We start from the raw sequence: 23,045 nt of genomic DNA on the forward strand, positions 1-23,045 counted from the left end.
TTCATCATCGGATTCATCATCGGATTCATCATCGGATTCATCATCGGATTCATCATCGGATTCATCATCGGATTCATTATCGGATTCATCATCGAGTTCATCATCGGATTCATCATCAGATTCATCATCGTATTCATCATCGTATTCATCATCAGATTCATCATCGTATTCATCATCGAGTTCATCATCGGATTCATGATTTTCGTCTCCGTAAGGTAAATAATCCTTATCAGGATAAATAGAACCATCCTCACCAAATTTACTTTCAAAACTCTGAATACTTTGTGGTTTAATATGATTAGGTACTTTTAGTTCACTTTTATGTGTTTCATTGCCTGAAAGGCATTTAAACCTCCCATAATGAAAAATTTGTTGCTCTACAATTTTAGCCGTCATAGGCTTATCTAGTTTACAATTTAACTTCAACCAGAAATCTTTGAGTTGGTTCAAACCTTGAGTAACTAAAACACGATTAAGCTTCTGGCAAATATTGGAATTGATTTTTGGAGAACGCCAGTTATAACTACCATATATAGAGTAATTAATACTAATTTCGACAATCACTCGATAAACCGTTGCACGTGAAATAGTTAAATGCTTCCCCACAAATTCATTTATTGATTTACAGTTATAAGGAGGATACTTATACATTTCATGGATGTATATTAGAAATAGCCAATACTTAAATTCTGCAAATGTATTGGAAAGATTTACAATTGTGTCATTTACCTCTTCCTGAGTTGGCTTATACTTGGGATTACCAAGCCCGATAGACTTTTGTTCACCAGTAATAATTTCAGGAATATCGCTTTCACCAACTTTAGGAGCACTTGTTCCATCACTTAAATCTTGCCTCCCTTCACCTGCAACCTGATTGACGTCCAGTAAAATACTCTTATTAGCTTGTTCCATTTGATGCTCCTCAGTTCAATTGTTTATACAAAATCTTCGATGTAGAGTGGAAATCACTCTACATAGGTATCAATAATAAGGATTATCAATAGGTTGTATTCCCTCTAACTAATGTATTTTTTTCTGATCAGAAGTAATGAAAAAAAAGTTGGAGTACATTTAAAAAAAACCAAAAAAACCAAAAAAACACCATATTTCATAAGGTTAAGTATGAGTAATTCTAGTGCTGATATCAGATAAAAAAAACTAATACACTAGAGCTTAATGGATTCGGCTAAAAATTAGATGGAATTGAGATGGAGCGCAGACTATATTGGATGGACACCTTGCTTTAACCATTATTTTTTTTAATTTGAGATGTAATAAAACACAAAATCGAATAAAAATAACCTTCAAAATCAAATGGATAAATAGATGGAAGATATTTATAAAACTCAGGGCCTTATTGGAACGGAAAACAATCCCATCTTATTGGAAAAACGCTTGTCCGACCGCAGACTACTTAAGGAACACATGCCGTCTGTCGAATCAGCTGATTTAGCTAGGTACGCCAAAGCAAGCATAAAAAATGCTCAACATGTTATGAACTTGATATCAACACCGACATTGGATATTGATGAGCTAAAAGTGGCCTTGTTCCTGTTCGAACACTGGGTAAACCAAGAGAATTGGATTGATCAACAAGTTTTCTCCATAAAAAATCAATTTAAGACCGACAATTTCGGAAGTAATGGTGGAATATATTTTAGCCAATCAAGCTCTGGCCTGCATCCACAACAATTTAAAAAACCCAAATACAATCTCTTACAACTACTCAACAAACAAAATATAAGCCTCAAAAAAAACTGTGATTTATTGAAAATCCTAACTAAGTTACATGACTTCGCTTTGTTAACGTTAACTCAAGTAAATATTAATTTTTGCCTTAATAAAAGCCTGCCCGCCCCAAATAGCATCACAACTGAATACGTTCATATAGTTTTAAATATTGGAGTTGTTAACTCTAAATTAAACTTAAAATGGGGAAAACCCAAAAGAACTACAGTGAAACATAAAGAAGAACAGAGCCCCTCACCTAAATTAGGAGAAAAAAGTGAAGTATCCAAACTAATGAAACAGTTAAAAAATACAAATAAGAAATAGTTTATGCTTCCTAACCGTGTCAAAAACAGCCACTGAAATCCAGTCCGAAAAGTGATATTATGAACGTGTTTCTAGTATCACTTTTCTCTTATCATTCAACCCTCTAAACACAAATCAAACTATTTACCCTACTGGAGTTCTCTATGACTACAGCGACCCCCTATGCGTTGTATTTGAGCCGCCTGTCTGTTAACAGTCAACGCTCTATCAGCTCACAGATGCGCAGCATTGCACGGCTAATGCAGTGGCAAGATTCTATGCTCGACGACAAGCTATGCCAGATTGACTATCAACAAGCCTTACAAATACGTGCTGTCATGACACATGCTAAGTGGTCTCCACGTTCTATTAACCGCGCCATGATATCGATTAAGAATATCGTTAAAGTTGCTGCATTAATGGATAAAGCGGAGTTATCACAAGTCGCCAACTTACAGACCATTAACCAAGTTAAACACGGGGAACATTTAGGTACGCCGTTAAGTACAGAACAAGTGACGGCGGTATTCACGTATTTCAAGTCTCAAAGAAGCACGTTAGCTATGCGTAACCTTGCCATTTTCAGCTTGTTTCTGGGTACGGGATTACGTCGCAGTGAGCTGTCAGCGCTGATGTTACATGACTACGATAACGTAACTCATTCACTGGTAGTCGCAGCTGGGAAAGGCAATAAAAGCCGCACCTTGTTTTTGCCTGTGTGGGTAGAGGAAAATCTGCAGGCATGGGTCAAAGTGCGTAGCCGTCAACATGGTTATCTACTGTGTAAATCAACACTCACTGGTAAGTTAACGCTTGGCGTACCAACAAGCCCAACCTCACTCTATCGCTTAGTGAAAGACACCTTGTATGAACTAGGGGTAGATAACGTGTCGCCCCATGATTTACGCCGAACCTTTATTACTCGTTTACTTGAGCAAAATGTGGATATCAATACCGTGCGTCAAATGGCAGGTCATGCCGATATCAGCACAACAACCATTTATGACAAACGCGACAATGCCTTTATGAAACAGGCCGCATCCGTGTTGGATTACACACCACCACTCAAGCAGACCAAACGGGGACGCTGACGCCAATGATAAAGCCCAAGTTAAACGTTAAGCGTGCCAATCATTGTTACTATCTATCTACTCAGGTTGCCGAAACCTTACTGACAACAGCAATGCGCTATGGCTTTGAATATGTTCCCTCGCAAGTTGTAGCGGCCTTGGTGGGTATCAAGCTTCAGCACGGCATTAATTACGATATAGAAAGTACCCTAGAAGAGTTCCCAGTAAAGGATACACACCCTACCATCACCCAGACAGTGCACCATAACGCCGAGTTTATCTGCGATTTGTTTAAGCTAGATTTAAAGATGAAATCGGTGATAACACTCATTATCTTAATGAATGCCAACCTTGGTCTAAATGAGCTTCTTAGTCTGTTATCTGACCATGATTCAGACATTCTGATCCATACGCTTGAGCAAGAGACTGAGCTGGACCGTTACGCCATTGAACAACAACTTCAGCCTTTAGTTGAGAATAACCTTATTGAAGATGGGTTATTACATTTACCTTACCGTTTGACACTACCAACTCCATACAAAAGAATATTGGTCACTCAGAAATTGACTAGCCGTGAGGCATTTATTGAGCCCATTATAAAACGCAGTCCAGCAGCAAAGTTCACCCTTAAGCAGTTTGAACATGTTAATGCCGACTTAGTGTGTCGGTACCTCAAAGCTGCAACCAAGCAGAGCCTAACAGGGGTTAACATTTTACTTTATGGTCCAGCAGGTACGGGTAAGACCGAGCTTTCACGTACCTTGGCAAAGTCACTAAAGCGTAGCCTACTAGAAGTACAAAGTGTGCAGTTTGAAGATGGCAATATAACGAATGAGTTCTTGAGTAAACAGCCTACTAGCCAGCGGATTAGCTACCTTAACCTGATGCAAAGTTTGTTGAATGGTACAGATGGAAGCCTCTTACTGGTTGATGAGTGTGAAAGCGTGTTTAAGCATGCCGACGAGCATTACTCCAAAGAGGGGTTAATGCGTTTACTTGAAACAAACCCCGTACCGACCATTTGGATAACCAATCATATATCGATATTGGAGCCCAGTTATATCAGGCGATTTAAGTTGGTGATGGACATCCCCGTCCCTGATGAATCCTTTGCTTATTCGATGAGTAAAGCCATGCTCAAGCAACTTAAGGTATCTGATGCCTTTCGCTTAGAGCTGGCTTATAAAACAAAAGCCGCGCCAGCCTTTATTGCTAATGCGGCTCATGTTGCCAATGCGTTGGCCTTAACAGGTGAACACGCTGAAACTGTGGTATTGGAAGTCGTGGATGCCATGCTTGAAGCTTGTGGTGAAGAGCAACCACTACCGCAATACGAGGGGCAGCTGAATTTTGACCCAAGTTGCTTAAACCTTACCACCACAAATGGGCAAGATGCTGAAACCATCATTAGTGATATCGATGACGCGATTGAAAATGGTCTGCCGTTAAGGGTGTTATTAAGTGGTCCAGCAGGTACAGGGAAGACAGGCTGGGTTCATCATTTGGCTGAAACGCATGGATTGGACATCATGCACATCAAGTGCTCTGACGTTCTGAGTAAATACGTTGGTGAGAGTGAACAGAACATTGCAGCGCTCTTTAAAGAAGCACATAGAGAAAACAAGCTAATGCTATTTGATGAAGTCGATAGCTTACTGAGCAAGCGTGAGAGCGCTCAAGCGCAGTATGAAGTACAACTTATCAATGAGCTGCTATCTCAACTTGAATGCAACAGCGTTCCTGTGTTTGCTGCAACTAACGCACTCGCATCAATCGACAGTGCTGTGATGCGACGCTTTGACTTCAAGTTAATGTGTGACTACCTCACCGAAGCACAGAGACATACGATGTACCGACAGGTACTTGGTATTACTAAGTTGACTCATTCAGAGAAAGACCAACTTCACACGCTAAACCAGTTAACCCCAGGTGACTTCGCTATCCTAGCAAGGCGCATGGTATTTCAACCGAATCACAACCATAGAACGACGGCCATTACGTTACTGGCTGAAGAAAACAACCGTAAACAAGCAAAAGGCCACATCGGCTTTATTCGCTAACCCCCACCCATAAAGGAACATCCTATGACCACATTATTGAGTTCGCTCAAGGTAATCGCTCGCCCTGAAATTGTGACCAAGCCACCGGTGGTGAGTAAACGCATACGCTTATTAGAAAAGCTTAAGCAGCAATTAGAAATGGCCGAATGCTTCGTTGAAGGTAAAGAGTTTGAAGCCTACCGTGAAAAGAGCATCAAAGACCCTGAAACAGGTGAGCGTAAGAAGATACGCCGTCGTTATAACGTTCGCCCTTGGTTCTATGACAGTGAGGAACATTACTATCTTGAAGTCCGTATTAGCGGTAAGCCCATAGAGCTGGTTAAAGATAAACCCGCCATTGATGTAGGTGATAAAGCCAAACTACCAGACACCATTAAAGTCATTATCGATGCGGTAGAAAAAGGCGAGCTAGATACATTCTTACTTGCACCACCTCCTAAGTTCCCAAGTAAGAAAGAGAAAGGTAATCAGCCACTAAAAACTGAACCCAGCAAAACCAAGTAATCCTATTTGAGGGGGGGATTAGTAATCCCCTCTCCGCTTAAGCTATTTGTAAGGGTAAGCCAATGGCATTAATACGCGAAATTAACGTTAAGTATCAGTTCAGAGAAAGTCAGTGTGAATTGGCAGAGAAGACACTGCTTCGACCTGAAGATGCTGCAAAGGTATTTGATTACCTAAAATATGAAACAAAGGAAGTGTTTATCGTGGCTAACCTCACCACCCAACGTGCTATCAACTGCGTTGAAGTCGTTGCCACAGGTTGCATCAACAGTATCAGCATGCGTCCATCGGAGGTTCTCAGAACGGCCGTCATACTCAATATGCCGGGGATAATCCTTGTTCATAACCACCCTTCTGGCGATCCAACGCCTAGTACAAGTGACCTTAACTTTACTCATAAGGTGATTGAATGCGCCAAGGTGCTCAACATTGAAGTCATCGACCATGTGATTATCGGCCTAAATCGCTTTACCAGCTTACGTCAAAATCAACCCGAACTCTTCTAAACTCTGTGAGATAACAAAATGAATACTATTAATAAGGAACTGGCCTTGCCTGTTTCCGATAGCTTACTGCTGCCGTTAACCAAGCTGATTAGTAACACCACTCATGATGCATTAACCATTAACTTTAGAGATCCAAACTACAGCTCAGAACATGGTGGGTTTCATCCAGTCGAAATCAGGCTAGAAAAGATGGCTGAACATTGGAACCTGTGTTACATCACCGAGTTCTGTTTTGTCGGTCACGGTGGCTATGCCGAACTCGTAAAGGCGTTGGACTTTGATTTTAACTTTGGCGTGTTTCAAAGCATTAATGGCGAAATATTACTGGATGCCGCAATGGAGTTTTACCCTATATGGGAACAAAACTTTGTGTGCTATTGGCAGGATTTAGAAATATTTGAAGTCAGTATCTCAACCGATTAACGAAGCGATCCTGCTGTGAAAGTAAACATGTCAATTTATCTACTAAAGGATGCAAAAGCTTGTTGACGCATTAAAGTAACAATCTTGTATTTTTACCATTGATTTATAAGCATAAAAAAATCCCCGTTCGATTAAGAACAGGGCTTTAAATAATGGTACCTGAGGTCGGACTCGAACCGACACGCCGCGAAGCAGGGGATTTTGAATCCCCCATGTATACCAATTTCATCACTCAGGCAAAGGCTTTGAAGCTATATTTAGCTTTGCAAAGTTATCTAAAAAAGACCAAATATCTTTGCAAAACCAAACCAATTCCATCGTACCTACTTTATGTGTTTTTAACCCTGTTGGTAACTAATGTTATTGAACAGGCACATAATTATCAATCTAAAAAACTTTGCAAATCTTTGCAAGGGTTTTGAACGTTAATAAATATCTATTAACTAATTCAATCAACAACTTACTGAGTTATGTTGAGTACACGCTGCGAATTTTGAATCCCCCATGTATACCAATTTCATCACTCAGGCAAAGGCTTTGAAGCTATATTTAGCTTTGCAAAGTTATCTAAAAAAGACCAAATATCTTTGCAAAACCAAACCAATTTCATCGTACCTACTTTATGTGTTTTTAACCCTGTTGGTAACTAATGTTATTGAACAGGCACATAATTATCAATCTAAAAAACTTTGCAAATCTTTGCAAGGGTTTTGAACGTTAATAAATATCTATTAACTAAGTCAATCAACAACTTACTGAGTTATGTTGAGTACACGCTGCGAATTTTGAATCCCCCATGTATACCAATTTCATCACTCAGGCAAAGACTTAGTAGCTATGTTAGCTTTGCAAAGTAATCTGAGAAATCCAAATATCTTTGCAAAACAACACTCGTAATTTAATCCTAACCAAACAATACTTTTCGTAACAATCATTGTCACGATTAAGTGCTGGCGATTATACCGTTGCATTTAATAATGGCAAGCCCTTTACCTATTATTTTCTATAAAAAACACTCAATTGGTCAAAAGTCATTCATCACCCTCTATTGAGATGGATTGTGTTTTTTTGTGAGCTAATTGGCAATTTTACACTAAGTTAACATCATGACGGCTGAAGATTGATCAAGATCAGTATAACGACGTTATTTTGACTTTATGATGATCACGTCTTCACAACCTAAAGGATAAATATCATGGCATTTTGGTTAGATTTAATGTTTGGTAACGCAATAGGATTACTTTCTATGATGGTAATTTTTTGTACCTTTGGAATAATGTCTTATCTAATGTGGATGTTTATTGTGAAGTCTGCACCTACTAAGTGAGTCTCTTAATAGGTTAAGTTTTTTACTGCTTATTATTCATATCCAATATGGATACTTCCTTGTGAATGATAGATTGGCGACAAAACACATGATGTGTTTTTATGCCAGAATGGGGGCTTTATACGCCCCCATCTTTTTTATTCATCTACAGCACTATTTTCCGCGCTATTATACCAATCCTATTAAATATGTGATCTTTCAGCGGGAGTTCAAAGTGCTGTAGGCAAGGCAGATGATTGAAGCGAATAGTGATTCTATTTTGAAAACATCTAACGAAGCATAAAGGACTTTGAAACCCGCCAGAATGGAGTCTCTCAGGTATTCCACTTCTGTGTTGTATCGATTAAAAAGGGAACAACCATTTCTACATCAATACGCCTTGAATTGAAAAACCTGAGAGACTCTGAATTGAACAGATATTTAATGAAATTGGTATTACACTGCATGCTTACGTGATTGAATCAATCCATTAATAAAATGTGGTCGCGTTTTAATCAGGTAACTCATTTCTTCTGCACTGGGTTCACCCGCTGGTAAACGGAGTACATCACGATTTAAATAATTACGTGCTTGCATCGAAATTTTGTATTCAGCCGTTGGCCCTTGAATCGCATAGTGACGCTCGTTTCCAAGCATTTCAAGTATGCTGGTATTAACTAAATTTTTAACCGCTAATTCATTTTGTGGCAAGGTTAAAATAGTTTGTCCTTGTAAAAAGAACTCCCGTAGCAAGGCTCTTTCAGCAGGGTCCAGTAGTTTCACTTTTGTGTCAATAGTTTCTACGGTACGTTTTTGACGTAAATATACGATGGCCTCATCGACGACAAAGGCAAAAATCTGGCTTAAAAAATATGCCACTCCCATAATCAACCCTAAGCCAATAAACTGACCATATTGATTAACGAGTTGGTCTAACGATAAAAACGCCAATAAATCTTTAGGCGCAAACAATAAACTAGCACATGTTACAATAAGCCATGACATAGAACTTACGAACAAACGCTTACTATTCAATAACTTTATTGAACCTACTTTCATTTTCATCATAGCTTACCCGCAGTGTCAGATTTTTGAGCTTACTAAGGCAAAGCAAAATATATGCCAGAAAAAATAATTGATTAGCTGATATTTATTTATTTTTTCATACTATATATGGCCTATCAGGCTATGCTTGAACCAAGGTATGAAACCCGAACTAACACTGGCGAAATGCATTGTAGAATAAATACTTTCATCGGTAGATCCTCCCTATTTATAAATCACAATGAAGAAACTATGCTGATATCCATAAAACAGTTACTGCGAAGTCCAATAGCTCGAAAACTGACGCTTTCTATCGTGATCTTTAGTTCTTTAATTACCCTCGTGACGACGGCTTATCAGCTCGTAAGTGATTATCAAAGTGATGTAAGTAGAATTGATCGCGTTTTTTCGAATATAGAAGCGGTAAATTTAGAAGTGCTGGCAGCCAGTATATGGGTAATAGATGAACATTTAATCGACACGCAGCTCCGTGGTTTAAGTCAATTACCTGACATAAACTATATTTCTATCCGTGATGACACGAATCAAGAATGGCACTTTGGTGTATATAAGAAAACGGCTGTTATTGAGAAACAATACCCATTAATTTATACCAATAATGAACATATTCCTGTTGGGACACTCATCGTACAAGCTGATCTAAATGTCATATATGATCGTTTGTATGATAAAGCAACACTGATTTTATTATCCAACGCGATCAAAACCTTCTTAGTGGCTGGCTTTATCTTGCTTCTGGTGTGGTTCAATGTGACCAAACATCTTCGTCAACTAAGCCAATATTGCGATGATATTAGCTTAGACCACGACTTTACTCCTTTGGATTTTAATCGTAAGCCGCAACATGATGAATTCAGTTTGGTAGCCGATGCGGTTAATACCATGCAACGGCAAATAAGAGGCTCTTATCAAGCATTGCACCAATCAAAAATCGATCTTCAGCACGCACTTGAAGATCGCGATCGCTTACTGCTATTAGAACGCAGCTATAAAGATGAGCTCGCGCGCCAGGTAAAAGAACAAACCAGAGAACTTGAACAATCATTGCAAATGTTAAAACGAACACAACAAGTTCTGGTTGAAAAAGAAAAAATGGCGGCACTAGGTGGGTTAGTTTCCGGCGTAGCTCATGAAATTAATACCCCTATCGGTATTTGCTTAACGGCTGCCAGCTCGCAATTGTCTCACATAGAAGAGTTGATCAAATTAATCCATAGCGATGATGCCACTTTAGAACAAATTAATGGGATTTTAGAGCAATACCAACAAAGCAGTCAGTTAATCGTCAGTAATATCACTCGTGCCAGTTATTTGATCCAACAATTTAAATCTATTGCCGCAGAACAAAGCCACGAGAAAAACACCGTCTTTAATTTGAGCAATCTATTACGCGATATTACTGATTCAACATTAATGATATTTTCACCGCAAGACGTCGAAATAACCACCAGTTTGGATAAGCAGTTGCAACTTAATAATAATGCCAGTTTATTAAGCCAAGCTATCACTAATGTGGTATCAAATGCCTTTTTGCATGCGTTTAAGGATGTTTCGCAAGCGAAAATCCACATCAATGTCGTTGCTGAGCCAGACAGTATCCAAATCGAAATTCAAAATAATGGCGCGGTTATTCCTAATGACATCGTCGAACATATTTTCGAACCCTTCTTCACCACAGCTCGTCACAAAGGAGGAGTAGGGTTAGGGCTAGCGGCAGCGTTTAACGCGGTGACTCAGCTCAAGGGTAATATCTGTTATGTTGCTACGTCACCACTAGGTGGGCCAATGTTCGTGATTAGTGTGCCGAGATAACCGACAAATTTACACAACAATGTTAAGCGGGTTTAGCGGCTAATTTAGTCAGCACACGACTAACCGCAACAAACGCAAACGTTCCCGTTACCATAGTAATGGCGCCAAAACCGGAGGCGCAATCCATTCGCATACTGCCTTCTGCATTTTCTTTAGTGTTGCATACACTGCCATCAGCTTGAGGATAGACGAGATGTTGGGTCGAAAACACCGCATCTACAGCAAAACGGCGCTGAATATTTTTAGTGAAATTGTAATCTTTACGTAATATGTTGCGCACTTTTGCCAATAATGGATCTTGTACTGTTTTAGCCAAATCAGTCACTTGAATTAAAGTCGGATCGGTTTGTCCGCCAGCACCACCTATGGTCACTAGCGGAATTTTATTACGCTTGCACCAAGCGATTAAACCTGCTTTAGGCTTTACAGCATCAATACAGTCAACCACATAATCAATATTGCCACCTTGTGAGGCCGGCTTAAAATACTCAGCAAGATTATCTAAGGTAATAAAATCTTCTACTTCATTAACCACACACTCTGGGTTAATTTCGCCAATGCGTTTTGCCATAACCTCAACTTTTGATTGGCCAATAGTCGAAATTAATGCATGTATTTGGCGATTGGTGTTGGTAACACAAATATCATCTAAATCAATTAGCGTAATCTGCCCTATCCCACTTCTTGCTAATGCTTCGGCAACCCATGTGCCTACACCGCCAATACCAACAACCACAACATGGGCTTGCGAAAAAGTCTTTAGTGCGGCTTGACCATACAAACGGCCAACACCAGCAAAACGATGAGTATAAGATTCTGACAACATGGGTTACGCCCTAATTAACGACTATTTTCGCGGCCAATTTTATATGATTTATCCTCAAAGCTAAACGTTTGTCACAATTCACTCTAGATGAATTTGGTTAAGGGTGCATTTTGGTTTAATAACAAGCACCACATGCTCGTATTTATAGCGAGTAATTCTGCTCACTCGTTTTGGTATATGAGATATGAAACATGGGATGTGGGATAAAGTAATAATATCGGTTTATTGCTGCTTAACAGATCAAGCTGTCCGGAGGATTAACACGTCAATAGTGTACCTATATCTATGGTAAACCATACCATCTAGATAGCAGGATAAAGAGCCGTTTGATAGCAATCTATTACTCAGCAGAGGCAGATTAAGCTAAATGTCTTTATGTCCTAGCGTCAATGTGTCCTATCACAACAAACATTAAAATATGCTTAATTTATAACCTTATTAGACTAAAGATATAAAAATTAACATCGAATATTCACAATGATTAAATTAACATGGGCTAACATACAATTTTGCAACTTTTTATGGTTGTGCGCTAGCCTATTTTTAATCGAATAGGAACATCCCTAAAGAGGTAGATCCACGCCATATGGTGATTTTTTTATACAAATGGTCGCAGTTATCACAGATTTATACACAAAATTTCAAGTAGGCCTTGTTTATTTGATCTAGGCCACACTCTGAAGGTATCAAATCTGTAAAAATCTGCACCAGATTGTTACAGAATTGAATCTGCGACAAACTTCACTAACTAAAACCATGAAAAATGGAATATAGAACATAACGTTCTAGGGAGCATGAAAGATGAAAAAAACCTTAATCTCTGCATCGGTAGCATCTGTACTTACATTAGTTTCTTTCGCTACACTTGCTGAAGGCCCAAGTTTCTATGGTCGTTTAGATTTAGCCGTGACTAATTCTGATCAAGGTGCCACTACTCAAAACCGTAAAGAAGGCACAGTATTAGAAAACAACTTTTCTAACTTAGGCGTAAAAGGTAGCGAAAAATTTGGTAACGGTATTGAACTGTTATACCAAATGGAATTCCAAGTTGAAAATACCACTCAAACTGAAGGCAAAAATGGCAGTGACGAAGTTGTATTTAAAGCGCGTAACACGTTCTTAGGTTTAAAAAGTGACGCAGGTACAGTGTTAATCGGCCGTAACGATACTGTATTTAAACAGTCTGAAGGTGGCATTGATTTATTTGGTAACTTCAACGCAGATATCGATCGTATGATTGGTGGCCAGTTACGTAAAGCTGACGGTATTTGGTACTATTCACCAGTGATTGGTGGCTTAGTTACATTAAACGCAACTTATTTAATGGAAGACAACTACACAGATGATGCTGGTAAAGAATCATATGATGATCAATATGCATTAAGTGCAACTATTGGTGATAAAGGCCTTAAAGCACACCCTTACTATGTCGCTGCAGCTTATAACACTATTGGTGGCATTGATGCTTATCGTGGTGTGGCACAAGTTAAGCTAGGTGAGTTCAAGCTTGGTGGTTTATACCAAAACACTGAAAGCCAAACATCTGATCAAGAAGGTGATTCTTTCTTCCTTAACGTATCTTACAACCTAAACGGCGTAAACTTAAAAGCTGAATACGGTCAAGATGAAGCTGGTTTTGGTAGCTACTACAAAAATATTAAAGAAGCGACTGGTACTGACGTAAACATCACTCAAATTACTGTGGGTGCTGATTACCGTATCTCTAAGTCAACCTTAGTTTATGGTCACTATGCTATGTATGAAGGCGACCATAAAGTGGGTACAGCTACTGTTGATTTAGAAGATGACAACATCTTCACTGTCGGTGCTCGTTACGACTTCTAATCATTCTGATATAAAAGCTTCGGCTTAACAGTATAAATGATTAAAAATGCCAATCTGTGAAGACTGGCATTTTTGTGTGTGCAATATTTGTGTACGCAATACCGTATTGGCAATCTCAACTGATGATTGCCAATGTTAAACGGGGATAATAAACTGTGCAGTAAAAAAGTCCGGTTAAGCAATCACTTGATTAAACACTTCAACATGATGTGATTCAACCAACTCAGGCATCACATGGTGAAAATAATGTTGAATAGCCTCTTTGGCGCAATGTTGATCAAATGCTGCACGATCAACAAACTTTTCAACAAAGGCGACTTTATTGTCGTCATCAATACTGACATTCAGTTCATAACGAATACAGCCAGATTCACGACGAGTATCAGGGATCAAGCTTGCCAATACCGCCACTAACTCATCACGTTTTCCTGCTTTAGCCACAAATTGAGCGACACAAACAATTTGCTGGGTGTTAATTGCGTAATCTGACATTATTTTTCCTTACATTAATAAATTAACAACATATCAAGATGCTCAATGCCGTCTTCAAGGTACACATCTGAATTGACAATAAAGCCAAGTTGTTGATAAAAATGACGTAAATAATCTTGTGCCCCAATCTGAATATTGTCTGTTGGCCAATGCCGTTTTGCAATGGCTATGGCACTTTGCATTAATTGATTGGCCACGCCCTGACCACGGGCAGATTTTGCAACAGCAACACGGCCAATACTCGCTTGAGGGTAACTAATATCGGGCGCTAACACGCGGCTATAAGCCTCTATATCACCCTGTTCATTCACTCCCAATAAGTGCCTGGTTTGCGGATGTTTATCTTTACCGTCTAATTCAGGATAAGGACAATTTTGTTCAACCACAAAGACATCTACACGCAATTGCAATAAGCCATAAAGCTGCTCTAAAGACAGCTCAGTAAAACCAACATCTAGCCACGTTAATGTCATCTCTCACCTTAATTTATTGCTATCAATTAAGATAATACTAACATGATTAATGCATTTCATTAGGCTGATCTGAATCACTTTTCGCCACGGGTTTACGGATCAATAAAACCGCAACAACTGCAATCAATAGAAAACATGCCATGATAAGAAACACATCATTATAGGCTTGAATATATGCCTGCTGTGACATGTTTTTAGCTAGTAAAGCATAGGCTTGTGAGTTAGCACTCACCGCATCAGAACCCGCAATTTGCAGTATCGAACTGGTATGCTGAATATAGTTATAAGCTTGGGCACTGACTGCTGGCAACGTCTCTTTAATATGGGCCAAATGAACTCGAGCTAAATTATCGGTTAACGTTGCCACCAGCGCGATACCAAAAGCCCCACCTAAATTACGCATCACATTGAGCACTGTCGATGCCGAGGCATTTTCATGTGCTTGAAGATGCATTGTCGCCAAAATACCAATAGGCACTAAAATAAACGGCTGTCCTAACGCTCGTACTATTTGCGAAGCAATCATTTGATCGCCAGCGTAATCCATGGTCATATGGCTATTCATATAATAACTGGTCGCAAATAAAGCAAACCCAAGTGCAGCCAAATATCGCGGATCAAACTTCTGCATTAATTTAGGCACTAATGGCAGTACCAGCAACTGCGGAAAGCCCATCCACATAATCACTTCACCAATTTCTAACGGGGTATAATCATGAATTTGTGATAAATACAGCGGGATCATATAAATCGCCCCAAACAACGCCATTCCCAGTAAAAAATACGCCACAGTGGATAAAGCAAAATCTCGCTGCGCAAGCAGACGAATGTTCACTAATGGCTGAGCTTTACGTAACTGGATCCAAATAAACAAGCTGATATTGATCGCGGCAACAATGGCGAGGTTACGAATAAGATCAGAGCCAAACCAGTCTTTACGGTTGCCCTCTTCTAGCACAACTTCTAAACAGCCCATACCCAACGCCATGGTGACAATGCCTGAATAATCAGCGTCTTTTAACTTATCCCAAATGATTGGTTTGCGCTCTAAACCATAAGCCAACATCGCCATCACTAATAAGCCTGGTGGAACATTGATATAAAATAAATAATGCCAGCTAAATTGTTCGGTTAGCCAACCACCTAGCGTCGGTCCAATGGAAGGTGCAAATGTTGCGGTTACCCCAAACAGAGCCATACCCATGGCGCGTTTATTGTCGGGTAAAAACTCAAGAATTAATCGAAATGCTAACGGAATTAATGCCCCGCCAAAAAATCCCTGCAAGGCACGAAAAGCGATCATTGACTCAAGGTTCCAAGACATTGAGCACAATATAGAGGCCACAATAAAGGCCGCGGTAGTCCACAGTAAATAACGGCGAGTCGATAACCCAGTACTTAACCAACCAGATAAAGGAATGGCAATCATTTCAGCCACTAAATAAGCGGTAGCAATCCAACTGCCTTCTTCTAAAGTGGCGCCTAAACTACCTTGAATTTCTTTCATCGACGCATTGGTGATTTGAATATCCAAAATAGCCATAAAGGCACCGATTAAGCCGCCCGCAACAGCTATCCAAGAACGTTTGCTACCGCGCTGATACCCCGTCGGTTTATCACTCACAGTACTCATAGGGCCGACTGGTGATACATCTGCCTCAGTGGCTGACTGGCTCATATTAATGCCCTGCAGTCACAGACATTGCTTGACCAGCTGTTGCCTTAGCGAGTTCGTGAGATTGGGTTGCAGACTCAGTATCGACTTCAACCACAGCGCTTAATCCTGGTAAAATACGCCCAATAGCAGATGAGGGTTGATCACGTTCAAGACGAATACGCACCGGAATACGTTGAACAATTTTGGTAAAGTTACCGGTCGCATTCTCTGCGGGTAACAAGCTAAATTTAGAACCCGATGCAGGTGCTAAACTGTCGATAAATCCGCTAAACACATCATCAGGATAAGCATCTAAACTCACCTTAACGGCTTGTCCGGCTTGCATGTGCTCAATTTGAGTTTCTTTAAAGTTAGCCGTAATCCACACTTGTGCATCTGGCACTAAGCTAAACAATGCTTGCCCTGGTTGAACATACTGGCCCACCATTGCACCACGCTTACCTATAATCCCTGCAAAAGGTGCAGTAACACGTGTATCCACCAATTGAATATTAGCCAACTCGACACTGGCCATTGCCTGATCGACATCCGCTTGTACTTGTAATAATTGCGCATTAAATACCGACAATTCACGCTGTTTAGCCACTAATGCAGCTTGCGCCTCATCGACATGAGCCGATGCTGAATCGAAACCTGCCTGAAGTTGGTCAACATCATTTTGTGAACTGTAATTACTGATTTTTAATTTCTGTGAACGCTTCAATTGTTGTTGCGCAATTAACTGCTCTGACTGTGAAGCCACAACGGTAGCCTTCGCTTGATTAATTAATGCCTGTTGTAAATCAACCTTTGCCGCTAGAGTTTGCAAGTTTGCTTGGGTACTCGCTAACACAGCTTTGCTTTGAGCCAGCTTGGCAACAAATTGGCTGTCTTCCAATTGAGCCAGCAGTTCACCTTTGTTGACGTGTTGATTATCAACCACAGCAGATTGCACAATATAGCCGGGAACTTTTACACTGATATTGGAAATATCAGCCTCGACATACGCATTGTCCGTTGACTCGATATATCGAACTTGTGACCACCAATAAACGCCTGCAACAACTAACACAACGATAATACCTGGCACTAACACTAACCGCTTATTGATAGACATATTTGACTCCTAATTTATTCTGCTCTAGTTTACTACTGTTTCCTTAAGTTTATTAGATAGTAAAAATTCAACCCACTGTTTCACAGGTGTAACAATATGGATCTCAATCGCGTTCAAATATTCTCGCAAGTCGTAGAACAAGGTAGTTTTACCGGTGCAGCCAGAGCACTGGGAATAACCAAAGCCACTGTGAGTCGTAAAATCGCAGATCTAGAAGCCGATGCCGGTGTGCAATTACTGTTTCGCACCACAAGGTCATTGAAACTGACTGAAGCGGGTTCAAGTTATTACCATCGCATTAGTAAAATTCTACAAGATTTACAAAATGCCGAAGATCTTCTCAGTGCGAGCCAGCAAGACATCAAAGGCAATTTAAAAGTGATTTGCCCTATCGAGCTAGGACAATTATTTTTAGGTCGTATTCTTGCGCGGTTTCTGGCGGCTTACCCTAATATCACCATCGATGCAGAACTGACTAACCGTAAAATTGATGTGATTGAAGAAGGGGTCGATTTTCTATTTCAAATTACCGAACAACGTGATCCTAAGCTGCAAAGCTACTCGTTAGTCACCGCTAGCCGGTTGTTAATGGCAAGTCCAAATTACCTTAAGCGTCATGGCACACCACAAATACCGCAAGATTTAATGTTCCACACCGCAATTAAGTTACAGTCGGCCCACATTGATGGTGGCTGGCGTATTTTTGATGGCAGCCAATGGCTTGATCTCGATCCCCCTGCACAGCTAAAAGTCAATAATGTCACCTTTGCCCGAGAGGCTGCTATTGAAGGTCTAGGCATTACTGCGGTACCGGTTTTTATTGCACAAGAAGCCATCGACAGTAAGCAACTGATACCGATATTAGAAGACTTTCCAATGATGCAAACCAAGGTCACCCTGAGTTTTCCACAGCGCGTATATTTACCCCGTAAATACCGAGTGTTTGTAGAGTTTTTATACGCCGCCTTGTTTGAGCATTGGGGCGAAGGTGTACTTGAGATCCCCGATTTTGTCCAACAAAGCAATCATAATTAAAGATGAGTTTTTAAGCACAAAATAATCTATAGAATAAATAGATATTTTTAACTGACTAGGTGCTAGTATCAACTTAATAAGGTGATTAATTTAGATCATAGAGGTAAGTTCTCGCACATCATTAATTCGCAATATCAATGATAAGTTTGGTTCAGTAAATTGTTCAAAGGCTAAGTAAGTATTAAGTGGCTGATTCATTAGCACCTTCGATACTAACAACAAAAATTACCATTTATTAGTTACGCATTATGCGTGCTAGGAGTCATACAAATGAGCAAAGAACGTAATAATTCAAAAGAAGCGAAGAAAAAGCCGGCATTATCTTTAAAAGAGAAACGTGCGGTTAAGCAGTCGAAAAATTCACCTGAAAATTTTGCCAGTAAAATCAAATAATTTATACGTCGTTTAGCGAATAAATAGCTTGATGTAACCATATTGAGCACATAAAAATACCGAGCTAATTGCTCGGTATTTTTGTTTGGAACCTATTGATTAGCACTCTAGATACAGCACCAGCACTCTACTTAACAAAGTATTAGAACTTGTACTTCACGCCCACTTTAAGCTGCCAAGCTGATTTGTTGATGTCATAAGTATCGTAATTGTTAGTCTCAATACCATCTTGGCCAAATGGAACAGAATAAGTATAAACTCCCGTCGCCGCATTGTAGTCATGATCAACCAACTTAGCGCTGTTAAAGCTTTGGTATTCAACCACGCCCCAATCTTCATTAACTAGGTTAAGTACGTTTTTGATATCGAAGTATAAAATACCTTTATGCTCGTCAGTAAACCCTGGTAATTCTTGCGTAAAGCGGAAGTCTAGCTGATGTATCCATGGTTGGTTGTCGGTGCCTTTTGGTGCTATACCACCGGCATATTGGCCTAAACCTATTTCATCAATTGCCGCTTTAAACTCCTCATAAGTTAATCCACCAGCATACTCAACATTAGTATCATCAGCACCTGTTGGAATGTAAGGTAGATAATATGATGCGCCAGCAAACTTGCTTTGGTCACCTAAATTGCCATCACGATATGAACCTAGTGTCCACGTTAATGGGTTACCTTCACGCGCTTCGTAGAATAAGTTAAAGCTAGAGTTGTAGCCTGCAACAAACTCTACGTCATAACCCAAGCTAAAGGTGAAGCGATGCGGTGTTTCATAATAGCCAGTGCCCATAGTGGTGCCATTACGATCATATTGTACTGGGGTATATTGATAGTTAGACGTTGCAGTAGACGACGAGCCTTGGTTGCCTTCTTCAACTGAGTTATAAGCATAACCTGCACGCATGCTAAGGCCCATATCCCACTCTTTGGCAATCGACAAACTTAACGTCTTACTGGAGCCATCATCTTCAGCATTGGTTAACATGAGGTCATAACGCTCGGTATTACCACCAGCACCATTATTAGCTAATGGGTCCCAGGTTTCATAAACCACACGGCCAGTGGCATCGGTTTTCACTTGGCGACGGGCTAAATCAACCCATGCTAAGTCGTTTTCTTTTTGAATGTATAAAAACTCACCACCCACAAACCAATTATCACCTAAGGCACCTAAATCCCACGTACTGTCAAAACCAATACTTGCACGCCAGTCTGAAGGTAACTCAAAGTTAGGGTCGATGGCATTAACATTACCGTCGCCACCCACTAAACCCGCTTGAGCATCTGCTGGAACATTGCCAAAATCTGGAGTGCCCCATACTGGGTTCCAACCTTCGTTATAGCTTAATAAGCTGTTGCCATCATTTGAAAAGCTATTTGAAATCCAAACAGATGGTGAGCCACCACTGTAACGGCCTACACCACCGTATAAGGTCACATCATCACTTAATAGGTATTTAAGCCCTACACGAGGTAACCAAATATCTTGGCCATCTAAGGTTTCGTTGTTAGCAAACCCATATCGATTAACAAAGTTTTCATTAATGGCTGGAGTATCTGACATGCTAATGGTTTCATAACGCATACCGAACGTGAGCTCTAAATCGGCCGTAATATCCCATGAGTCTTCAACAAATAATGCCAAGGTGTCCATGTTAAAACTGGCACTCACATCATTTGGATTACCCGAAGCCGCATTTTGATAACGGAAACTATCGACGGCGCCTGCCGCTAAGTTATCAATAGAATCAAACTCCCAATTGCCCAACACATCTTGAGCAAATAAGTTGAATATTTCAACGCTATTGTACTGAGCACCAAAGCCAATATCGTGGTCGCCTAGGTAATAATCACCCACAAAACGTAGCTCAAGATTTTGGTTATTTAATTCATTTGCTTGGCGAGAACTGTCAGTGCCAAAAATGACTTTGTCACCTGACTTTTCGAAGGTTTGTACCGACACCATACCTATGCCTAAATCATCAATGGTTTTCGATTTAGTGGTGGTATCTTTGTAAGCGATTTTGATTTCAGTACTAAAATCGTCAGTCCAATCGCTGTATAAGTTGGCCGCGTAGGTTTCTAAAGTTTCTTCTTTGTCATACCAAGTGCTTGATAATTTTAATAACGAATCACCTGATGACATGTTGTTGGTTACATTACCTATGGTCGATTGATAAGTAAAACTGGCACGATGTTGGTCGTTAATATTCCAATCCACTTTAGCTAAGATTTTTTCATCTTTTTCTTGTGGTGAGGTGGTGTAACCGCCAATGCTATCAAGACCATATATAGACTGAGCAATTTGTTCTATTCGAATTAGATCTTCTGAAGTCACATCTGACTCATTGGCAAAACCAGCGCCCTTTGGCCCCCACTCTGCCGACGTTGGTGCATCAAAGTTTTCATATGAGCCAAAGAAAAACAAAGTGTCTTTAATCAGAGGAAAACCAACCGTGCCGCCGAATGTGGTCTCTTCAAAATCTTGGGTTAAGGTGTCACCAGAGTCCTGGTCTTTACCATCACCCGCCATGCTGTCGTTGGTGGTTTCCCAAAAAACAGTCCCGGATAAATCATTGGTGCCCGACTTAGTTACTGCATTAATTTGTGCGCCGGTAAAACCACCACTACGAGCAGAGTAAGGCGATACGTTAAGCGCTACACTCTCCACTGCATCGATAGAAATAGGTGAACGCTGAGTTGGGTAGCCATTTGAATTAAGTCCAAAATCATCGTTTTGAGAAATACCGTCTACCACAAAAGTGTTAAAACGTGGGTTCATGCCCGCCACGCTCATTGAAATACCGTCGGTACCCACAACAGCCATTGGGTTTTGGCGCAACACATCTTTTAAATCACGGCTAATACCGGGTGCGTTAGCGATATCTTGCTCACCAAAGTCACTGTTACCGCCGGCGCTGCGATGAAAGCTTGCACTGCCAACGACACCAACACGCTCCATCGTAGAAGTGGCTTCTAGTGTGCGGTTAAAACGGAATGTTTCGCCTAATCCTAAGTAGACATTGTCTTCAACTGTGTCAGCAAACACATCAGAATCGACTTTAATAATGTAAGGACCACCGACACGTAAACCGCGGGCAGTAAATTGCCCATTATCAGAAACAGGAACTTCGGTAACGGTACCGGTAGGCTGATGGATAATAGTAATTTTTGCATCAGTAACAGCATTACCAGCAGGACCTATAATCTGACCACGAATATCAGATGCGGTATCTGCCGCCATTGCAGGTAAAGCAATTCCCATAGCAAAACATGTCGCGAGCGCGAGACGACTGATTTTATGATTAAGCAACATTTCAAACCCCTGAATATTTTTATATTTTAATGTTTAGTTACCCGTTTATCGGGCTTAGTAAATCAATAGAGCAAAAACTTCAGGGCGAAGTCTAAGGACGATATGTTGCATTTTAATGTCATTTTTAAACGAAAAAATTAACCGCAAAACAACTTTTGAGTAACACATAAATGTCATATTGTTGCTATATAGTCGCGACTCAAGTCTGTGTCATGTAACAATAATTTCATACGCTGGCACATTAAAAACGCTGTTATTGCCTTAACAACAATGAATTGGAAATTTTATGAAATCGTCTGTTTTACTGAATAACATGTTATTGCTAGTGGGCAGTGTATTGTTCACCTTAACGCTCAGCCTACCTGCCAAAGCATTTGGTCAATTAGGCCACAGAATTGTAGGCAAAATCGCGCAAGCCAATTTATCCCCGACAGCTCAACAGAAAATAAACCAACTGACAGGTGGCGAAAGCTTAGCGCAAATGTCAACTTGGGCTGATGAAATCCGCTCCGACAACACTTGGGATCGCGCTGCGCCATGGCATTACATTTCAATTGAAGACGATGAGTCGTGGAAAACGGTTAAGCGCAATGCTGATGGCGATATCATCGAAAGTTTGCAACGATTTGAAAAAATATTAGTAAACCCTAAAGCCAGCCAACAAGAGAAATGGCAAGCATTGGCATTTTACGTACATTTTGTCGGCGACATTCATCAACCACTACATGTGGGTCACAGCCATGATAAAGGTGGGAATACAATTAAACTCAAGTGGTTTGGTGAGCACACAAATTTGCATACTGTGTGGGACAGCAAACTAATTGAACAGCAGCAGTTAAGCTTTACAGAGTACAGTGATTTTTTAACGCGTATTAGCGAACAACAACGCAAAATGTGGAGTGGTCAAAGCTATTATCAATGGGCTGATGAGTCGAAAGCATTAAGGCAAAGGGCTTACCAGCTCGAACAGAATTATCAAGGTGAAGACGATTTACGTTTTAACTATGTATTTACCCATAAACCCATTATCGAGCAGCGATTGCAGCAAGCTGGCATTAGATTGGCTGAAAAACTCAACGCTATTTTTAACTAGCACTTTTCTGACTAGCGT

20 protein-coding genes and 1 tRNA gene are annotated in these 23,045 nt (G+C 40.3%); 12 read left to right on the plus strand and 9 right to left on the minus strand.

The annotated features are described in order from the left end of the window. Positions 1 to 912 (minus strand): hypothetical protein (locus tag AAEY97_RS16690; RefSeq protein ID WP_351000168.1); only part of this gene is annotated, 912 nt, incomplete at its 3' end. Positions 913 to 1,326: 414 nt separating this feature from the next. Between AAEY97_RS16690 and AAEY97_RS16695 the strand changes: the two genes are divergently transcribed. The 6 genes from AAEY97_RS16695 (at position 1,327) to AAEY97_RS16720 (ending at position 6,597) form a co-directional block, all read left to right on the plus strand. Further along, entirely contained in the window at positions 1,327 to 2,055 is a 729-nt protein-coding gene (locus AAEY97_RS16695) for a hypothetical protein (protein ID WP_351000171.1), read from the plus strand. A 143-nt stretch (positions 2,056 to 2,198) separates the two neighbouring features. Continuing rightward, the gene (locus AAEY97_RS16700; protein ID WP_351000174.1) at positions 2,199 to 3,125 is read left to right on the plus strand and encodes a tyrosine-type recombinase/integrase; all 927 of its coding nucleotides are present in this window, start codon (positions 2,199 to 2,201) and stop codon (positions 3,123 to 3,125) included. Between the two features lie 5 nt (positions 3,126 to 3,130). Continuing rightward, positions 3,131 to 5,164, plus strand: a complete 2,034-nt coding sequence (locus tag AAEY97_RS16705; protein ID WP_351000177.1) for an AAA family ATPase — start codon at positions 3,131 to 3,133, stop codon at positions 5,162 to 5,164. 24 nt (positions 5,165 to 5,188) lie between these two features. Further along, positions 5,189 to 5,668, plus strand: a complete 480-nt coding sequence (locus AAEY97_RS16710) for a DUF6641 family protein (RefSeq protein ID WP_351000180.1) — start codon at positions 5,189 to 5,191, stop codon at positions 5,666 to 5,668. Between the two features lie 62 nt (positions 5,669 to 5,730). Next, entirely contained in the window at positions 5,731 to 6,174 is a 444-nt protein-coding gene (locus AAEY97_RS16715) for a JAB domain-containing protein (RefSeq protein ID WP_351000183.1), read from the plus strand. A gap of 18 nt (positions 6,175 to 6,192) precedes the next feature. Beyond that, complete coding sequence (locus AAEY97_RS16720) at positions 6,193 to 6,597, plus strand: DUF2787 family protein (RefSeq protein ID WP_351000186.1); 405 nt, start codon at positions 6,193 to 6,195, stop codon at positions 6,595 to 6,597. Positions 6,598 to 6,750: 153 nt separating this feature from the next. Here AAEY97_RS16720 and AAEY97_RS16725 read toward each other — a convergent pair. Next, a tRNA-Leu gene (locus tag AAEY97_RS16725) sits at positions 6,751 to 6,835 on the minus strand. 957 nt (positions 6,836 to 7,792) lie between these two features. Here AAEY97_RS16725 and AAEY97_RS16730 point away from each other — a divergent pair. Beyond that, positions 7,793 to 7,924: a DUF3149 domain-containing protein gene (locus AAEY97_RS16730; RefSeq protein ID WP_101086224.1), complete on the plus strand. Its 132-nt coding sequence runs from the start codon at positions 7,793 to 7,795 to the stop codon at positions 7,922 to 7,924. Positions 7,925 to 8,359: 435 nt separating this feature from the next. Here the strand turns inward: AAEY97_RS16730 and AAEY97_RS16735 are convergent, their stop codons facing one another. Next, positions 8,360 to 8,971, minus strand: coding sequence for a superinfection exclusion B family protein (locus tag AAEY97_RS16735; RefSeq protein ID WP_351000189.1), 612 nt, complete (start codon positions 8,969 to 8,971; stop codon positions 8,360 to 8,362). Positions 8,972 to 9,199: 228 nt separating this feature from the next. Here AAEY97_RS16735 and AAEY97_RS16740 point away from each other — a divergent pair, with 228 nt between their 5' ends. Beyond that, positions 9,200 to 10,780, plus strand: coding sequence for a sensor histidine kinase (locus AAEY97_RS16740; protein WP_351000192.1), 1,581 nt, complete (start codon positions 9,200 to 9,202; stop codon positions 10,778 to 10,780). Between the two features lie 22 nt (positions 10,781 to 10,802). Here the strand turns inward: AAEY97_RS16740 and tcdA are convergent, their stop codons facing one another. Then, complete coding sequence (gene tcdA / locus AAEY97_RS16745) at positions 10,803 to 11,606, minus strand: tRNA cyclic N6-threonylcarbamoyladenosine(37) synthase TcdA (RefSeq protein ID WP_350977143.1); 804 nt, start codon at positions 11,604 to 11,606, stop codon at positions 10,803 to 10,805. An 801-nt stretch (positions 11,607 to 12,407) separates the two neighbouring features. Between tcdA and AAEY97_RS16750 the strand changes: the two genes are divergently transcribed. Beyond that, positions 12,408 to 13,451 carry a porin gene (locus tag AAEY97_RS16750; RefSeq protein WP_351000195.1) on the plus strand — a complete coding sequence of 348 codons (1,044 nt, stop codon included), beginning with the start codon at positions 12,408 to 12,410 and terminating at the stop codon, positions 13,449 to 13,451. 174 nt (positions 13,452 to 13,625) lie between these two features. On the opposite strand, the gene AAEY97_RS16755 is transcribed toward AAEY97_RS16750, so the two are convergent. Genes AAEY97_RS16755 through AAEY97_RS16770 form a run of 4 tightly spaced genes read right to left on the minus strand, consistent with a single transcriptional unit; the run spans position 13,626 to position 17,190 of the window. Next, a complete protein-coding gene (locus tag AAEY97_RS16755; protein ID WP_351000198.1) occupies positions 13,626 to 13,943 on the minus strand; it encodes a putative quinol monooxygenase in 318 nt (105 codons plus the stop codon). A 14-nt stretch (positions 13,944 to 13,957) separates the two neighbouring features. Then, positions 13,958 to 14,416 carry a GNAT family N-acetyltransferase gene (locus AAEY97_RS16760; protein WP_351000200.1) on the minus strand — a complete coding sequence of 153 codons (459 nt, stop codon included), beginning with the start codon at positions 14,414 to 14,416 and terminating at the stop codon, positions 13,958 to 13,960. 46 nt (positions 14,417 to 14,462) lie between these two features. Continuing rightward, positions 14,463 to 16,049, minus strand: a complete 1,587-nt coding sequence (locus AAEY97_RS16765; RefSeq protein ID WP_192115782.1) for a DHA2 family efflux MFS transporter permease subunit — start codon at positions 16,047 to 16,049, stop codon at positions 14,463 to 14,465. Positions 16,050 to 16,095: 46 nt separating this feature from the next. Then, complete coding sequence (locus AAEY97_RS16770) at positions 16,096 to 17,190, minus strand: HlyD family secretion protein (protein WP_101086230.1); 1,095 nt, start codon at positions 17,188 to 17,190, stop codon at positions 16,096 to 16,098. Positions 17,191 to 17,286: 96 nt separating this feature from the next. Here AAEY97_RS16770 and AAEY97_RS16775 point away from each other — a divergent pair, with 96 nt between their 5' ends. Together AAEY97_RS16775 and AAEY97_RS16780 are read left to right on the plus strand one after the other, a co-directional pair. After that, positions 17,287 to 18,225, plus strand: a complete 939-nt coding sequence (locus AAEY97_RS16775) for a LysR family transcriptional regulator (RefSeq protein WP_101086231.1) — start codon at positions 17,287 to 17,289, stop codon at positions 18,223 to 18,225. A gap of 270 nt (positions 18,226 to 18,495) precedes the next feature. Further along, on the plus strand, positions 18,496 to 18,618 hold the full coding sequence (locus tag AAEY97_RS16780) for a hypothetical protein (protein ID WP_011635985.1): 123 nt from the start codon (positions 18,496 to 18,498) through the stop codon (positions 18,616 to 18,618). 142 nt (positions 18,619 to 18,760) lie between these two features. Here the strand turns inward: AAEY97_RS16780 and AAEY97_RS16785 are convergent, their stop codons facing one another. After that, entirely contained in the window at positions 18,761 to 21,934 is a 3,174-nt protein-coding gene (locus AAEY97_RS16785) for a TonB-dependent receptor (RefSeq protein WP_351000203.1), read from the minus strand. A gap of 286 nt (positions 21,935 to 22,220) precedes the next feature. Here AAEY97_RS16785 and AAEY97_RS16790 point away from each other — a divergent pair, with 286 nt between their 5' ends. Continuing rightward, a complete protein-coding gene (locus AAEY97_RS16790; RefSeq protein WP_351000206.1) occupies positions 22,221 to 23,027 on the plus strand; it encodes a S1/P1 nuclease in 807 nt (268 codons plus the stop codon). Positions 23,028 to 23,045: the final 18 nt, after the last annotated feature.

This window comes from Shewanella sp. TB7-MNA-CIBAN-0143 (assembly GCF_040310065.1).
GTDB lineage: Bacteria > Pseudomonadota > Gammaproteobacteria > Enterobacterales > Shewanellaceae > Shewanella.

Excerpts from the sequence above, each read along its gene's own strand:
- AAEY97_RS16765 (WP_192115782.1), bottom strand. The coding sequence starts at position 16,049 with ATGAGTACTGTGAGTGATAAACCGACGGGGTATCAGCGCGGTAGCAAA.
- AAEY97_RS16775 (WP_101086231.1), top strand. The coding sequence starts at position 17,287 with ATGGATCTCAATCGCGTTCAAATATTCTCGCAAGTCGTAGAACAAGGT.
- AAEY97_RS16740 (WP_351000192.1), top strand. The coding sequence starts at position 9,200 with ATGCTGATATCCATAAAACAGTTACTGCGAAGTCCAATAGCTCGAAAA.
- AAEY97_RS16700 (WP_351000174.1), top strand. The coding sequence starts at position 2,199 with ATGACTACAGCGACCCCCTATGCGTTGTATTTGAGCCGCCTGTCTGTT.
- AAEY97_RS16730 (WP_101086224.1), top strand. The coding sequence starts at position 7,793 with ATGGCATTTTGGTTAGATTTAATGTTTGGTAACGCAATAGGATTACTT.
- AAEY97_RS16710 (WP_351000180.1), top strand. The coding sequence starts at position 5,189 with ATGACCACATTATTGAGTTCGCTCAAGGTAATCGCTCGCCCTGAAATT.
- AAEY97_RS16735 (WP_351000189.1), bottom strand. The coding sequence starts at position 8,971 with ATGATGAAAATGAAAGTAGGTTCAATAAAGTTATTGAATAGTAAGCGT.
- AAEY97_RS16785 (WP_351000203.1), bottom strand. The coding sequence starts at position 21,934 with ATGTTGCTTAATCATAAAATCAGTCGTCTCGCGCTCGCGACATGTTTT.
- AAEY97_RS16770 (WP_101086230.1), bottom strand. The coding sequence starts at position 17,190 with ATGTCTATCAATAAGCGGTTAGTGTTAGTGCCAGGTATTATCGTTGTG.
- AAEY97_RS16760 (WP_351000200.1), bottom strand. The coding sequence starts at position 14,416 with ATGACATTAACGTGGCTAGATGTTGGTTTTACTGAGCTGTCTTTAGAG.
- AAEY97_RS16755 (WP_351000198.1), bottom strand. The coding sequence starts at position 13,943 with ATGTCAGATTACGCAATTAACACCCAGCAAATTGTTTGTGTCGCTCAA.
- AAEY97_RS16780 (WP_011635985.1), top strand. The coding sequence starts at position 18,496 with ATGAGCAAAGAACGTAATAATTCAAAAGAAGCGAAGAAAAAGCCGGCA.
- AAEY97_RS16720 (WP_351000186.1), top strand. The coding sequence starts at position 6,193 with ATGAATACTATTAATAAGGAACTGGCCTTGCCTGTTTCCGATAGCTTA.
- AAEY97_RS16705 (WP_351000177.1), top strand. The coding sequence starts at position 3,131 with ATGATAAAGCCCAAGTTAAACGTTAAGCGTGCCAATCATTGTTACTAT.
- AAEY97_RS16715 (WP_351000183.1), top strand. The coding sequence starts at position 5,731 with ATGGCATTAATACGCGAAATTAACGTTAAGTATCAGTTCAGAGAAAGT.
- AAEY97_RS16750 (WP_351000195.1), top strand. The coding sequence starts at position 12,408 with ATGAAAAAAACCTTAATCTCTGCATCGGTAGCATCTGTACTTACATTA.
- tcdA (WP_350977143.1), bottom strand. The coding sequence starts at position 11,606 with ATGTTGTCAGAATCTTATACTCATCGTTTTGCTGGTGTTGGCCGTTTG.
- AAEY97_RS16790 (WP_351000206.1), top strand. The coding sequence starts at position 22,221 with ATGAAATCGTCTGTTTTACTGAATAACATGTTATTGCTAGTGGGCAGT.
- AAEY97_RS16695 (WP_351000171.1), top strand. The coding sequence starts at position 1,327 with ATGGAAGATATTTATAAAACTCAGGGCCTTATTGGAACGGAAAACAAT.